Origin of the sequence: Geomonas diazotrophica, from assembly GCF_018919385.1 — a bacterium.
Lineage (GTDB): Bacteria > Desulfobacterota > Desulfuromonadia > Geobacterales > Geobacteraceae > Geomonas > Geomonas diazotrophica.
Genome location: NZ_JAHLMF010000012.1, coordinates 114318 through 126944 on the forward strand (window position 1 = coordinate 114318; position 12627 = coordinate 126944).

Consider the following 12627-nt stretch of genomic DNA (forward strand, 5'->3'; position numbering starts at 1 on the left):
ACCCCCCCGTCCATTTCCCCTTACCCCGCCCGATTGGCTGCTGATCATTCCGGAATTATCCCTGTTCAGATGTTCAACATGCGCACAGGCAAATTTTGAAAAAGAATTTCAGTGGCGAAAACTGACAGAGCATAAAATCTAGCGAAGATAATTACTTGTGTGATTTGAACGGTTCTGCCCACTCTTGGTACCCCGCTTGAAAGGGGTAGTGGCAACGGGAGGTGAGCCATGAGAACCGAACAAAACATAAACAGAACGTTGCAGAGAATGGCGGGGCTGGCATATGCGGCCGCGATGGTACTCGGCCTGGTTCAGGAGGCAGGCGCTTTCGGGAGCAACGTTTCCAGAAATGGTGAGCGGTGTGCTTACACGCAGCAACTGCAGACCTCGGTTCAGGCCCGTAGGGACTACCTGGTAAAGATCGATGCGGTGCGCGGCTTGTCCTACACGTCCGGCAGTTCTGTCGAAGATATGTACGGGAACATCGTTGCTGCTGGTTACTCCGATGACAACTCCACCGGATCGACCGGCATCCTTTCTATCCTTTCTGACTCCAAGTCCGCCCCGTCATCGTTGCAGCACCTGGATGCCTTCTCGGTCAATTGCCTAAGCTGCCATGACGGTGTTCTGGCTTCTCAGATTAACGTTGATGTAAGGGATCGCCCGTCGTTCCGCAGGTCGATGGGGACCCTCACCAACCGTGACCATCCTCTCGGCATGACCTACGAGGCCTATGTTGCGGCGGCCCGGGGCTACAAGGACGTCGGCAGCAACACCAAGATGATCTTCGTCAATGGCCGGGTCGGTTGCCTCACCTGCCACGACCCGCTGAATCCCGATAAGGGGCATCTGGTGATGAGCGACTACGGCAGCGCGCTCTGCAAGAGCTGCCACGACAAGTAGAATCTTGAGGAATCTTCCAGCTGTGGATCCCGAACCGGCTTGCCGGTTCGGTTATTTTGCTCCGGAGGGATTAGTTAGACGTACCTCTCGACCAGTTCTTCAATGATCTCGCCAATGGTGACCCTGCGGTAGGCGGAGGCGATCTTCAGCTTTAGGTGCAGATCCTGCCTGATGTTGGCGGTGAGCCGCACGTCCCCTTCCGGCACCAGGCCCGAGACCGCCTTGACCGCCCCCTTGGGGAGGCGTCCCCGCTTGCCGCCCTGCGGCTTGGGCGCGGGTGGGGCGGCGGAGTGGCTGGACTGCTTGGGGCGCGTCTTGGCCTCCGGCCGGGACGCCGGTGTAGGCGGCGCGGCCGGTGCGGCCGGCGCGGGAGCTTCCGCGATTCCCGCCAGTTCGAACAGCCCCATCTGGTTTTCCAAATCCGACATGCCTCACCCCCGCTGAAAAATGCCAGCGCACTATAGCAACGACGCCTTAGACGAGGCAACCCCTTTTTATGCAACAGTTCAAAGTTTGAAATTCACCGGCGACCAGGGATTCGATAGCAACATCAGCGCCTGCACTTGAGGTAACCCTCGACAAGGAGGTGGTGACCAAAGGGGAGCCGCCGAAGGTTCCTGAACCTTGACGATGATGCCGCCTCAGGTTAAAATCGGCGCCACGCATGATCCCCTGCTGTGCGCCAAGAACGCGGGGGGGGGGGCAGTGGTGACGTCATGGGCGTCCAGGGCATGGCAGTCGGGGATAATTGAAGGGATGGATGAAGGTCGGTCGGAAGTTATCTGCTCGCGGCGACGGGTAAAGACAAATCTCCTCCCCGTCGTGCGTCGGAGTTGTTGACACAATGGGCGCTGTATTTAGAATTGTCTAATCGGCCCAACACTCATTCTAGAACGCGGAGAGAACGATGAACCCAGATCTGGCTAGACTGACCCCGGGGCAGAAGTTGATGAAACAGGCGATACATGAGATCGACGACTACTTCGGCGAAGGAGTGGCGTTCAAAAACATCGACTTCCTAGGCGAGTACATGCAGACCCTCGCGATCCTGGAACTGAAGGAAACGCTCAGGAACAAGCTCTAGGGGGCGGGTCACCCTGTCTTTTTGGGCAGGGAGAACCAGAAGCAGGCGCCTGCGCCCACGCCCCCCTCGGCCCAGACCCTGCCGCCGTGCCTGAGCACGATGCGCTGCACGATAGCGAGCCCGACGCCGGTTCCCTCGAATTCCTCGTTGGCGTGCAGCCGCTGGAACAGCCCGAATAGCTTGTTGGCGTAGGCCTCGTCGAAACCGACACCGTTATCCCTGACGTAGATTTCCTGCTCGTTTTCCCGGTCCACCGCGCCGACGGCTATCCTCGCGGCAGCACGGGAACGGGTGAATTTCACCGCGTTGCCGATCAGGTTGATCAGCACCTGGCGCAACATGGCGGCGTCGCCCAAAACCACCGGAAGCGGCGCGATGTCCCATTCGATCTCTCTCTCTTGCAGGTCCCCCTGCAGATCTGCCACGATTTCCCGCACCAACAGACCCAGGTCCACCCACCCTTTCATCATCTCGCTGCGCCCCATCCTGGAGAACGCCAGCAGGTCGTCGATGAGAAGCCCCATCTTCTTCGCCGCGCCGCTGATGACGTCGAGGTAGTGGCGGCTCTTCTCGTCCAGTCCCGTCCCGGCCTTGGAGCTCAGCAGGTCGACGAACCCGATGATATGCCGAAGCGGCGCGCGCAGGTCGTGCGAGACCGAGTAGCTGAACGACTCCAGTTCCCGGTTGGTTGCCGCCAGCTGCTCCAGCTGGTTCCTGAGGGCGAGGTTCAGTTCCATGATCTTCGCCTCCCCCTGCTTTTGAATGGTGATGTCCCGGATAACGGCGAAGACCCAGGTTGCATCCTGCGCCTCGATGGGGTTCAGCATGATGTCCACCGGGATCTCGGAGCCGTTTTGGTGGCGCCCGTACAGCTCCAGGCCGATCCCCATCTTGCGGGCCCTGGGATCGCCGAAGTAGTTGCGCAGGTGCTGACGGTGGCGTTTGTGGAAACGCTTGGGGATGAGGAGTTCGATGCGCTGCCCCACCAGCTCCTCGCGCATGTAGCCGAAGGTCACTTCGGCCTGCTGGTTCACCTTCCGGATCACGCCGCCGCCGTCCACCACCACGATGGCGTCGGGCGCGGTTTCGAAGAGACGCTCCAGCATGGTGCGGCTCTTCGCCATGGCCTCCTCGGAAGCCCGCCGCTCGGTGTTGTCGTGCAGTATCAGCACATACCCCGTGCGCTCGTCGGCCGTGTCACGCAGCTCGTTGATCGTGATGGCCGCCCAGAAACGGCTGCCATCCTTGCGCAGACGCCACCCCTGCAGCTCGACGCTCCCCATGCTGCCCGTTATGGCGAGCTCCCGCTGCGGCGCACCCGAGCGAATCTCCTCCTTGGGGTGCAGCACGGAGAAGTGTCTCCCCAGGATCTCGTGGGCGAGGTACCGGGTGATGCGCTCGGCGCCGCTGTTCCACGAGATGATCTCGCCCTTTAGGTTGAGCAGGATCAGGGCGTAGTCCTTTACCTGTTCCGCCGCCAGGCGAAACAACTGGTCCCTTGCCCGCTGCGAGGGTTCCGGTACGACGGCGGTTGTCTTGTCTTCATCGTGTTTGTCGACCATTGTCTGTGCCTGTGCTGTAGCTACCGTTATTGCGACCTCGCGGGACGCAGCCGGCTACCTTGCCGGGATGACGGATTCGAAACTCTGCATCCAGTTGGTGCCGTCACCGAGCCCATGGCTCCCTCCATCGCTGCCGAGGTACTTATAGGTGATGCGGAGCCGATCCCCCGCAGCGAGTGCAGCCGGGATCCTGATGGTGAAATCGGCACTTTCGTCCAGTCCCAGTTCGGACGGCACGACGAAGGTCATCCCCTGCACCAGGACCTTGCCACGGCCGTCCAGCTGCGACGCCCATATCTCCAGGTTACGCATCCGGAAGTAGCGCACGTTCTTCACCACCCCCTGGACGACGGTGCTCCCGCCGGCGGGCCGCACCTCCCATCCCATCAGGACGTCGAATTGCTTGTACTGATGCGGCAGGGCTGCCAGGCGCTGCTGCTGCAGGTCGGGATACGTGGCGCAGGCGCCGAGGAGGAGCAGCAATATTAAAAAGATGGGTCTAGGTCGTCTCATGTGACACCTCCTTCGAACAGCTGATATTTTACGCCACTGGGGGGTAATGCACAACGCGGCGACGGAGTTTGTTCGGCAGGGGAGGGGGAGGTTGACTGGAAGAGGGAGACCCGGAGCCGGGGAGTGGCGCTGCCTCAGCCGGACGGCAGCGCCTGTGGAGGGTTACCTGTCGTGACCGGCGCGGTGACCCGGGGCGCCGTGGGGTGCCTCGCGCAGCGCCTTGAACTTGGCCGCCTGCTCGGGCGTCAGCAGGGCGAGAAACTGCCTGGTCTGCGCCCCCCTCTGCACCGCGAAGTCCGCCTGCAGCGCCGAGACCTTTGCCGCCTGGGCCCTGATGGCGGGTTCGTCGGCGCTGCCGGAGCGGACCAGGGCCTGCAGCTCGTGCCGCTCATGCCTTAGGGAGGCGAACAGGGGGGCGTTCTTGGCGCGCCCGGCCTCGAAGATGGCGCGCGCCTCGTTCCTTTGCTGTTCGGAGAGTCCCAACTCCCGGGCCATCTTCCTGAGCATGGCACGAGGACCCCCATGTTTTTGCTGCTCGAAACATCCTTTGCCGCCTTCCCCCTCAGCCGGGCCGTAGCCGGCGAACGCGCTTTGAGCACCCAAAGCCGCAGTTGCGGTGATGCAGGTGAATAGTGCCAGTTGCCTTAGCTGTCTTTTCATATCGATTCTCCTTTTGGGTCTGGCTTAGCGGCCAGCTCTTCCGGCTACGGTATGAACCTAAGGTACCTGGCGATTATGAAGCAAATATGAAGGAATTGAGGAAATCGTCGCCGCGTGCTTTCGGGACGACTCGCGGCGTTGTGACCGGAGGGGATATGAGTGTTGCCTCCTGATTTAACCAGAGCCGTCCTTGCCATCACGGTCTACATTGCTAGAATGTACTAACGAGCTTGAACTTCGCTGAACCATCATCGAGGAGGGGGCTATGAAAATTCCGGTTGTGTTTGCTGATGAAAGACGCGGGCTGGTAAAAGCAGAGGAACTCCAGAAATTGATAGAGCAGGCAGCGATAGTATCCTTCTTGCGCAGCGACGGCGAGTGCGTGCAGGTCGGGGTCGACAGCGTGAGAGGGATGGGTGGGAGAACCTATCGCGGCCCCGAGCGCAGGGGGAACGTCCTGTTCTGCTGAGCAAGTCCCCGCACCGCAAGAGACAAGGCCGGCCTTCTTCATCGAGCCGGCCTTTGCTTTTGGCCAACCTCCGGTTTCCCGCCTGTTATACAAATCCGCCATTATTTACAGTTTTGCAAAACACCGAGGGCCCTTTTGCATTTATGCGAAAGCACTCCGGCGACGCGGCGGCAACGATCAACGTGCTGATATCACGCCGCATCGGGGTGACCCGGCGGTTTTATCGGCGGCGAGGTCTTTCGCCGTTGTGCGAAAAAGGCCTGGCTCACCCGGCACCGATCCGCCCACCCGTCGCCCGCTAACATGCTGATTTTGCGCGATTCGTAAAAATATACGAAATCGTAAAACATTGGTATGCGAGTTGCTAAGATCTGTGACAAGAGTCGTCAATCCCAACATGGAGGTATAAAGGCATGTCACAACCAACATCTAACAAGGGCTGGCAGGTAGTCTTCGCTGGAACCGGAATCAACCTGGCGCTCGGGGTGCTGTATGCCTGGAGTATCTTCAAGGGGGCCATCAAGGCGTCCATCGAGAAGGGTGGCCCCGATGCCTTCCAATGGAGCCTCGGCTCCATCAACGATCCGTACGCTCTCTGCTGTCTCGCCTTCGCCTTCTCCATGATCCTGGCGGGGAAGTGCCAGGACAAGATCGGTCCGGCCAAGACCGCCCTGATCGGTGGCCTCCTGGTTGGGGCAGGCTTCTCCCTCATGGGGTACTCCAACAGCTACGCCGCCTGGGTCACCGGCTTTGGCGTACTGGCCGGTTCGGGCTTCGGCTTCGGCTACTCCGCCGCCACCCCGCCGGCGCTTAAGTGGTTCTCCTCCAAGAAGACCGGCCTCATCGCAGGCATCGTGGTCGCCGGTTTCGGTCTCGCCCCGGTGTACATCGCGCCGCTTTCCAGCTACCTCCTGGGCGCCTACGGCATCCAGCAGTCCATGTACATCCTCGCCGCCGGCTTCGCGGTCATCGTCTGCGGCCTCTCCTTCGCCCTCGCCAACCCGCCCAAGGGTTACGTTCCCGCGGAACCGGCCCTCAAAGGTGACGAGAAGGCCGCCCCGGCGAAGAAGGCCGTACACGACGCAAACGTCGGCGAGATGCTGCGCTCTCCCAAGTTCTACATGCTCTGGGCAACCTTCTTCATCGGTGCGGGCGCTGGCCTCATGGTGATCGGCTCCGTCGCGGGGCTGGCCAAGAAGAGCATGGGCCCCATGGCCTTCGTGGCGGTGGCCATCATGGCCATCGGCAACGCCTCCGGCCGCGTCGTGGCCGGCGTCCTCTCCGACAAGATCGGCCGTCGCGCCACCCTGACCCTCATGCTCGGCTTCCAGGCGATCCTCATGTTCGCCGCGGTCCCGGTGGTCGGCTCCGGCTCCGCAGCCATGCTGGTGCTGCTCGCCTCGCTGATCGGCTTCAACTACGGCTCCAACCTGACCCTCTTCCCCTCCTTCGCCAAGGACTACTGGGGCTTCAAGAACTACGGCCTCAACTACGGCGTGCTGTTCTCCGCCTGGGGCGTCGGCGGCCTGGTCATGGGGCGCGTCTCGGAGATGATGAACGCGCAGCCGGGCGGCCTGAACAAGTCCTTCATCCTGGCCGGTTCCTGCCTGGCGCTGGGCACCGTGATCACCTTCTTCCTGCGTGAGAAGAAGGCGGTCGAGGTCGAGGCCACCGAGATGGCAGGCGAGAAGGTCACCGTCAAGGTTTCCGCCTAACGTGTTCTGCAGCGTAGGCTGAAAAAAAGAAGGGCCATGCAAATTCTGCATGGCCCTTTTTTTAAGGATGATGTTATTATGGCGCACTCTTAATAAACCCGCCCACTCTGGAGATGATCGTGTCTGAAGAAGAGTCCGCCTTCGATACCAGTTATGTAACCATCATGCTGGTCGTCTTCCTGGTCGTGACAGGTCTTGCCATCGATATCGGGTACATGTACGTCAGCGAGGAGGACCTGTTGCATTCCGCCGAGATGGCGGCCCTGACCGGGGCGCAGAGCATCAAGCAGCGCTACCTTTTGCAGGCACAGACCGACCCGGCCCGCTTGCCCGGCGTCTCCGAGGACCCGGTCCAGTCCCAGGCGAGGGCCGCCGCGGTGGACCTCGTCACCGGCAAGCACGATGCCGCGGCCCTGGTCGGGCTTTTGAACAACAACGGCAACGCCCTCACCGGCGACAACGACATCACCGTCGGCTTCTGGAACATGAGCAGCCGCAGCTACACCCCCGGCGCCACCCCGGTGAACGCCATGCAGGTAAGGACCAGGCGCACCGCCGAGAGCAGTTCGGTCGGGCTTGGGACCCTGGGTACCTTCATCGCCAAGATCAGCGGCACCGAGGACTTCGGTTCCACGCCGGTGGCAACGGCCGCGCTGGTCCCCGGGACCCGCTCCAACATAGCCATCTGCTCCGAGGCGTGCCAGCCCTCCTGTACCTTCCCCCAGATCTGCGGCATCGCCGAGCGGCGCATGAGCCATGCCGCCTGGAACCCCCAGTCAGCCGGCTCCCTCTCCGGCCGCTACCTCTACACCTCCCTTTTGCATCCGGTGACCATCACCAACTCCATGTCCGACCTGGTCTGCCAGGAGATGCCGGTACAGGAGGTCTGCGGCCTCCCCATCTTCGCCGCGGCCAGCAACAGCGACGCCGTCCTGCGCGACATCAAGGCGATGATGTACGACCCCCAGGTGGACCGCTCCAACAAGGAATACGACAGAAACGGCAAGCTGGTCGGGTGGTGGGTGATCGTTCCCGCCACCGACTGTTCCGGCTTCCTCCCCGGCGAGAGCTACCAGCAGCATACCGTGACAAGGTACTCGCTGGTGCGCATCAGCAGGATCTGCACCGGCGGCGCAGCCGGGTGCGGCAAGTCCTCGACCCAGGCGGACCTCCCCGCCACCTCCTGCACCCCGGGAGCCGACGGGCTCTACATCGACCGGATTTCCTGTGTCGGGTGCGACAGCCAGGCGAGGAAGCTTCTGCCGGGGCTGCGCCCGGTCCTGGTGGACTAGCGGTGACAGCGCCGGGGGCGCCGGATAGCCAACGCTGCCAGTCGGCGGCTCCGCCGGAACTGCAACAGGCCATCGACGAGTTCAACGCCGGCGAATGGTTCGAGTGCCATGAGACGCTCGAAGAGCTCTGGGTGGGCGAGAAGGGGGAGCTGCGGGATTTCTACCAGGGGCTCTTGCAGGTCGCGGTGGCGCTGTATCACTGGCGCAACGGCAACTTCAAGGGGGCCGAGGGGCTCTTGCAGCGAGGCTCCGGCCTTTTGAGGAGGGTCTCCGAACGCTGCCTCGGGGTCGACGTGGCGGCGCTGGTGGCGGAGGCGGGCGTGCTGCGCGAGGCGCTCCTCGGTTTGGGGGAAGAGCGGATGGCCGAACTGGACCCGGCCCTGATTCCGAAACTGCGCCGGCCTGACGCCTGAAACGCCGGTTCCGAAACTGGAAAAGCCGCCCCGGGATCCCGGAGGCGGCTTTTTTATACGATGCGGAGCGGCTTACTTCAGCAGGGTTACCTTGCCGTCGTCCAGGTCGTACTTGGCGGCGACGATCTTGATCTTGCCTTCCTTCAGCTCCTTGGCCAGGAGCTTGGACTTCTTGGGAAGTTCGGCGGCAACGGCCTTGGCGTTGATCTCGACCGCGCACTCCACGATCTCCTCCTTCGTTTTGCCCTTGCAGGTGGTCTTGGCCTTCTTCGCGGCAGGCGCTATTTCCTTCACGATGGCGCCGATGTTCCCTTCCGGCTTGCCTCCGGCGACCGTTGCGGTGACCGCGCCGCAGCGCTCGTGCCCAAGCACCATGATGAGCGGGGAGCCGAGGTGCTCGGCGGCGTACTCCACGCTCCCCAGGACCAGCGGGTCGGCGACGTTGCCGGCAACGCGCACCACGAAAACCTCACCCAGCGACTGGTCGAAGATGATCTCGGGGGGGACGCGGGAGTCGGAGCAGGAGAGGATGATGGCGTAGGGGTGCTGGCTCTTGGCCAGCTTGCCGCGGGCCGTGGCGTCGCACAGCGCCGATGCCGACATCTTGCTCTCCACGTAGCGCGTGTTGCCGTCCATAAGTTTCTGAAGCGCCTGGTCGGCGGTGATGCCGCTCCCTTCGCCGGAAGCGAACGCGATGCCGATCGTTGCGGACAGGGCCGCTGCCAGTATCGCGATCCTGCGTGCTACTTTGCTGCTCTTCATAGTCTTTCCTCCTTTGATGTAGTCCGGGTGGGCTCCCGAAACTGGTCCAGCCCTCATTGGGGCAATTGCAGGTCATGAAAAAAAGGGGCGGCTCATTTTACACGAAAAGTAATATTATGCCAGTCCAATCTGACCTCTCCTTTAGGGGGATCGGGTGGCATGCGGGGATGGGAAGGTTGACAACCGTCGGCGCTTCAGGCAGATTGGGCAGGCGTAAAGACACGGGAAAAGCGGGGGAGAGGATGTTTCTTTTGAAGCTTTTGGGTATCGGAGTGCTGGTCACGGCGGGAATCGCCATGATCGCCTTTTTGGAAGAGAAGCTGGTGAGCGGGCCGCGCAGGCGGCAGATCGCCGAAAGGGCGCGCCAGAAGCTGGCGGGCGGCTCGAAAGGCGAGGGGGACGCCTAACCTCCCCGTTACCCCCGCTTGCCGAAGTAGATCCCCGCGGCCACGGCGCAGAGGACCACCAGCGAGAACAGGGCGAAGTGCCAGTCCCGCTCCTTCACGAAGATGATTGCGGCGGCGACCACGCGCAGGACCGGCGTCCCGAGCAGCACCAAAAGGCCGGCGGTGATCAGCTTGGGCGCGAGCTCGGTCTGCCCGAGCACCATGACCGCGATGCCGACTGCCAACAGCGCCGCAGCCGCCAGAGAACCGAGCCGCAAAAGCCTCGCCAGCACCAGCTCGATCGGGTGTACGGCTTTCTCCTCCGGATCGTTTCCTACCACCACTTCACCCCCTTGTAGATCATCTCGAGCGCCGTGTAGGCCAGGATCGGCATGAAGAAGAGGCGAATCTTGCCGGCCTTCATGCGCAGCATCAGGCGCGCCCCGAGGATCGCCCCCAGGAGCACCCCGAGCACCACGGGCCCCGCCACCAGCGGCTTCACGTCGCCGCGTGCGAAGTAGACCACCGCTCCGGAAGCGGCGGTCACCCCGATCATGAAATTGGAGGTGGCGCTGGACGCCTTGAAGGGCATCCCCATCACCTGGTCCATGGCCGGCACCTTGAAGATCCCCGCCCCGATCCCCAAAAGCCCCGCAGCCGCCCCCGAGAAGTACATGATGATCAGCCCCGGCAGCGTCCGGGTTACCTGGTAGTCCACCCGGTGCCCCAGCGCCTTGTCGAAGTAGGAGCCGCCGAGCCTGAGCCTTCTGGAAATGGCGTCGGGAACGACCTCGGATTTGGAATGCTCCTTCCTGGTGCGGAACATGTTGTAGGCCGAGTAGGCCAGCAGCAGGCCGAAGAGGATGAACAAAACGCGCTGGTTCACCAAGGCGGCCACCAGGGCGCCGGTAAGGGCCCCCGTGGCGGTTCCCATCTCCAGCCAGATCGCGACCCGGGTATTGGTGAGGCGGTCCCTCAAGAAGGCCACTGCGGCGCCGGTGGACGTGGCGATGATGGAGACGGTGGAAGCCGCGACCGCGGTGCGCATGGGCATGTCGAAGATGAGGGTGAGGGCCGGGACGATGATGATCCCGCCGCCCAGGCCCAGGATCGAGCCGATCACCCCCGCCACGACACCGATGGCAAATATTATTATGAAGGTCGTTACCATTGCAGAAAACCCCCGACCGGCGTCTGCCGGTGCATGCGAATCGGGACAATCTACCTTTTCTCCGCAGGCTTTACAAACAAAAAAAGGTAACGAAATACCAATCTTCCGGCACCGGCAATTGCCGGCGGAGCCCCTGGCGCGGCGCTCTCTCCGCGCGTGGGGGTGCGGTCGGCCAGTGCACAAAGATTGGGCGGTTCTGCCTTTATTTTGCCTGTTGTTTCGGCCGTTGCCGGCGGCCGTCAGCTTCAACTATCCGTATTGTCGTTGTTTTGGAGCGGCGCGCTGGTTGTGGCACAGCTCCTGCTAATATGGGATAGGTCACGAAGCACAACGAAGTGCACGAGACCACGGGCAGACAGGCAAGGGCGCCTCTCCACGACGGGTGAGAGGCGCCTTTTTTTATGGAAAATCCAGTGAAAGGGGGGGCAGCCGCAAGGGCTGGCAGGTTTCTAAAGATCAATCGCAGCACCAATACAAGAAAAAATTACAAAGGAGTAAAGACATGAAAAGAACCATCAAAGGCATCATCATGGCAACGGCGCTGACCATCGCAACCAGCGGGATCGCAATGGCGACCCCCTCCACCCAGATCTGGATCCCCTCCACCGACATCCAGGGCTTCAAGAGCCTGCACCTCGGTATCGACAACTACACCCGCACCTCCAACAACTCCAGCGTGGGCAACGTCTACGACCTCGGGGTCACCGCCGGGGTGCTCCCCTTCGAAAAAATACAGGCCGAGGTCGGTGTGGACTACATCACCAGCGGCTCGAACGGCTACGACAGCAGGCCGATCTACTTCAACGCCAAGATAGGGACCCCGGAAGGGTCGCTCTTCGAGCTCTCCCCGGCACTGGCAGTCGGCGGTTACGGCTTCGGGACCAACGGCGACAAGAACAGCGCCTTCCGTACCGACCAGAACATCGTCTACGGTCTGGCTGCCAAGACCCTGCCGGTCGTTGGACGCCTCTCCGCCGGCTACTACTTCGGCAACGACAAGGTGATCGGGCCCAAGGATGACGGCGTGCTCCTTTCCTGGGACCGCACCATGAGCGAGATTTCCGACAAGCTCTGGCTGGCCGCCGACTACCAGGGAGGCAAGAACACGGTAGGTGCCTTCAGCTTCGGTGCGTCCTGGGCTTTCTCCAAGAACGTCTCCGTGATCCTTGGCTACGACATCTACAACGACCAGCAGCTTGCCGGCAAGAACACCTTCACCACCCAGGTGGATATCAACTTCCCCTAACAGGGATGGCGGAGCCGAGTCGTTAGAAAGGGGGAGGTGCCCAGGCATCTCCCCTTTCTTTTTGAGAGGCGGGCTCTCGCCATGCGCAGGCGGTGCAGCCGGGCGACCCGGATCGAGGATTGGGGATTTTGCCGCGGTCAAACTTTTTGCAACAAAAAGGTTGACTGCGCCCGGAGGGGTGTGTTACAAGTTGGGACTCAATGACGCGGGGTGGAGCAGTCTGGTAGCTCGTCGGGCTCATAACCCGAAGGTCACAGGTTCAAATCCTGTCCCCGCAACCAATCAATCACGGCCAGTTAGCTGAAACAGCTAACTGGCCTTTTTGTTATCCGGACGCAGGCAATGACGCAGGTAGCCAAGGCTCTCATAACCCGAAGGTCACAGATCTAAATCCTGTCCCCGCAACTATTATTAAATCGAGGACTTCCTGGGTGTTGCGAGTTACTTTTTT

15 protein-coding genes and 1 tRNA gene are annotated in these 12627 nt (G+C 61.7%); 9 read left to right on the forward strand and 7 right to left on the reverse strand.

Annotated features, from left to right (window positions below):
- Window positions 1-228 precede the first annotated feature (228 nt).
- Window positions 229-903 carry a cytochrome c3 family protein gene (locus KOM00_RS14505; protein WP_216499648.1) on the forward strand — a complete coding sequence of 225 codons (675 nt, stop codon included), beginning with the start codon at window positions 229-231 and terminating at the stop codon, window positions 901-903.
- A gap of 74 nt (window positions 904-977) precedes the next feature.
- Here KOM00_RS14505 and KOM00_RS14510 read toward each other — a convergent pair whose 3' ends face one another.
- Window positions 978-1331 (reverse strand): hypothetical protein, encoded by a 354-nt coding sequence (locus KOM00_RS14510; protein WP_216499649.1) that lies wholly within the window; start codon window positions 1329-1331, stop codon window positions 978-980.
- A 479-nt stretch (window positions 1332-1810) separates the two neighbouring features.
- On the opposite strand from KOM00_RS14510, the gene KOM00_RS14515 reads away from it, so the two are divergent.
- Window positions 1811-1987, forward strand: a complete 177-nt coding sequence (locus KOM00_RS14515; RefSeq protein ID WP_183348221.1) for a hypothetical protein — start codon at window positions 1811-1813, stop codon at window positions 1985-1987.
- 8 nt (window positions 1988-1995) lie between these two features.
- Here the strand turns inward: KOM00_RS14515 and KOM00_RS14520 are convergent, their stop codons facing one another.
- From KOM00_RS14520 to KOM00_RS14530, 3 genes are all read right to left on the reverse strand, one after another.
- Entirely contained in the window at window positions 1996-3549 is a 1554-nt protein-coding gene (locus KOM00_RS14520) for a sensor histidine kinase (protein ID WP_216499650.1), read from the reverse strand.
- Between the two features lie 54 nt (window positions 3550-3603).
- Entirely contained in the window at window positions 3604-4062 is a 459-nt protein-coding gene (locus tag KOM00_RS14525; protein WP_216499651.1) for a hypothetical protein, read from the reverse strand.
- Window positions 4063-4224: 162 nt separating this feature from the next.
- Window positions 4225-4722 carry a Spy/CpxP family protein refolding chaperone gene (locus KOM00_RS14530; RefSeq protein WP_216499652.1) on the reverse strand — a complete coding sequence of 166 codons (498 nt, stop codon included), beginning with the start codon at window positions 4720-4722 and terminating at the stop codon, window positions 4225-4227.
- A 265-nt stretch (window positions 4723-4987) separates the two neighbouring features.
- Here KOM00_RS14530 and KOM00_RS14535 point away from each other — a divergent pair, with 265 nt between their 5' ends.
- The 4 genes from KOM00_RS14535 to KOM00_RS14550 all read left to right on the forward strand — a co-directional run bounded on the left by KOM00_RS14535 (window position 4988) and on the right by KOM00_RS14550 (window position 8611).
- Window positions 4988-5191 (forward strand): GSU3473 family protein, encoded by a 204-nt coding sequence (locus tag KOM00_RS14535; RefSeq protein ID WP_216499653.1) that lies wholly within the window; start codon window positions 4988-4990, stop codon window positions 5189-5191.
- 413 nt (window positions 5192-5604) lie between these two features.
- Window positions 5605-6906 carry an L-lactate MFS transporter gene (locus tag KOM00_RS14540; RefSeq protein ID WP_216499654.1) on the forward strand — a complete coding sequence of 434 codons (1302 nt, stop codon included), beginning with the start codon at window positions 5605-5607 and terminating at the stop codon, window positions 6904-6906.
- A 113-nt stretch (window positions 6907-7019) separates the two neighbouring features.
- On the forward strand, window positions 7020-8198 hold the full coding sequence (locus KOM00_RS14545) for a pilus assembly protein TadG-related protein (protein WP_216499655.1): 1179 nt from the start codon (window positions 7020-7022) through the stop codon (window positions 8196-8198).
- Between the two features lie 2 nt (window positions 8199-8200).
- Window positions 8201-8611 (forward strand): DUF309 domain-containing protein, encoded by a 411-nt coding sequence (locus KOM00_RS14550; RefSeq protein ID WP_216499656.1) that lies wholly within the window; start codon window positions 8201-8203, stop codon window positions 8609-8611.
- 72 nt (window positions 8612-8683) lie between these two features.
- Here KOM00_RS14550 and KOM00_RS14555 read toward each other — a convergent pair whose 3' ends face one another.
- Complete coding sequence (locus tag KOM00_RS14555) at window positions 8684-9373, reverse strand: carbonic anhydrase (protein WP_216499657.1); 690 nt, start codon at window positions 9371-9373, stop codon at window positions 8684-8686.
- 242 nt (window positions 9374-9615) lie between these two features.
- Here KOM00_RS14555 and KOM00_RS14560 point away from each other — a divergent pair, with 242 nt between their 5' ends.
- Window positions 9616-9780, forward strand: coding sequence for a hypothetical protein (locus KOM00_RS14560; RefSeq protein ID WP_216499658.1), 165 nt, complete (start codon window positions 9616-9618; stop codon window positions 9778-9780).
- Between the two features lie 8 nt (window positions 9781-9788).
- On the opposite strand, the gene KOM00_RS14565 is transcribed toward KOM00_RS14560, so the two are convergent.
- A complete protein-coding gene (locus KOM00_RS14565; protein ID WP_328758591.1) occupies window positions 9789-10100 on the reverse strand; it encodes a DUF1634 domain-containing protein in 312 nt (103 codons plus the stop codon).
- Window positions 10094-10930: a sulfite exporter TauE/SafE family protein gene (locus KOM00_RS14570; RefSeq protein ID WP_216499660.1), complete on the reverse strand. Its 837-nt coding sequence runs from the start codon at window positions 10928-10930 to the stop codon at window positions 10094-10096. The genes KOM00_RS14565 and KOM00_RS14570 overlap by 7 nt, the downstream gene beginning before the upstream one ends.
- 502 nt (window positions 10931-11432) lie before the next feature.
- Between KOM00_RS14570 and KOM00_RS14575 the strand changes: the two genes are divergently transcribed.
- Entirely contained in the window at window positions 11433-12176 is a 744-nt protein-coding gene (locus tag KOM00_RS14575) for a hypothetical protein (protein ID WP_216499661.1), read from the forward strand.
- A 204-nt stretch (window positions 12177-12380) separates the two neighbouring features.
- Window positions 12381-12457: transfer RNA gene (locus KOM00_RS14580), tRNA-Met, on the forward strand.
- Window positions 12458-12627: the final 170 nt, after the last annotated feature.

What these genes read in the sequence shown, in the direction of transcription:
- KOM00_RS14570 (WP_216499660.1), bottom strand. Translation starts at nt 10,930, where the DNA reads ATGGTAACGACCTTCATAATAATATTTGCCATCGGTGTCGTGGCGGGG.
- KOM00_RS14505 (WP_216499648.1), top strand. Translation starts at nt 229, where the DNA reads ATGAGAACCGAACAAAACATAAACAGAACGTTGCAGAGAATGGCGGGG.
- KOM00_RS14515 (WP_183348221.1), top strand. Translation starts at nt 1,811, where the DNA reads ATGAACCCAGATCTGGCTAGACTGACCCCGGGGCAGAAGTTGATGAAA.
- KOM00_RS14525 (WP_216499651.1), bottom strand. Translation starts at nt 4,062, where the DNA reads ATGAGACGACCTAGACCCATCTTTTTAATATTGCTGCTCCTCCTCGGC.
- KOM00_RS14510 (WP_216499649.1), bottom strand. Translation starts at nt 1,331, where the DNA reads ATGTCGGATTTGGAAAACCAGATGGGGCTGTTCGAACTGGCGGGAATC.
- KOM00_RS14545 (WP_216499655.1), top strand. Translation starts at nt 7,020, where the DNA reads ATGATCGTGTCTGAAGAAGAGTCCGCCTTCGATACCAGTTATGTAACC.
- KOM00_RS14535 (WP_216499653.1), top strand. Translation starts at nt 4,988, where the DNA reads ATGAAAATTCCGGTTGTGTTTGCTGATGAAAGACGCGGGCTGGTAAAA.
- KOM00_RS14520 (WP_216499650.1), bottom strand. Translation starts at nt 3,549, where the DNA reads ATGGTCGACAAACACGATGAAGACAAGACAACCGCCGTCGTACCGGAA.
- KOM00_RS14540 (WP_216499654.1), top strand. Translation starts at nt 5,605, where the DNA reads ATGTCACAACCAACATCTAACAAGGGCTGGCAGGTAGTCTTCGCTGGA.
- KOM00_RS14530 (WP_216499652.1), bottom strand. Translation starts at nt 4,722, where the DNA reads ATGAAAAGACAGCTAAGGCAACTGGCACTATTCACCTGCATCACCGCA.
- KOM00_RS14560 (WP_216499658.1), top strand. Translation starts at nt 9,616, where the DNA reads ATGTTTCTTTTGAAGCTTTTGGGTATCGGAGTGCTGGTCACGGCGGGA.
- KOM00_RS14555 (WP_216499657.1), bottom strand. Translation starts at nt 9,373, where the DNA reads ATGAAGAGCAGCAAAGTAGCACGCAGGATCGCGATACTGGCAGCGGCC.
- KOM00_RS14575 (WP_216499661.1), top strand. Translation starts at nt 11,433, where the DNA reads ATGAAAAGAACCATCAAAGGCATCATCATGGCAACGGCGCTGACCATC.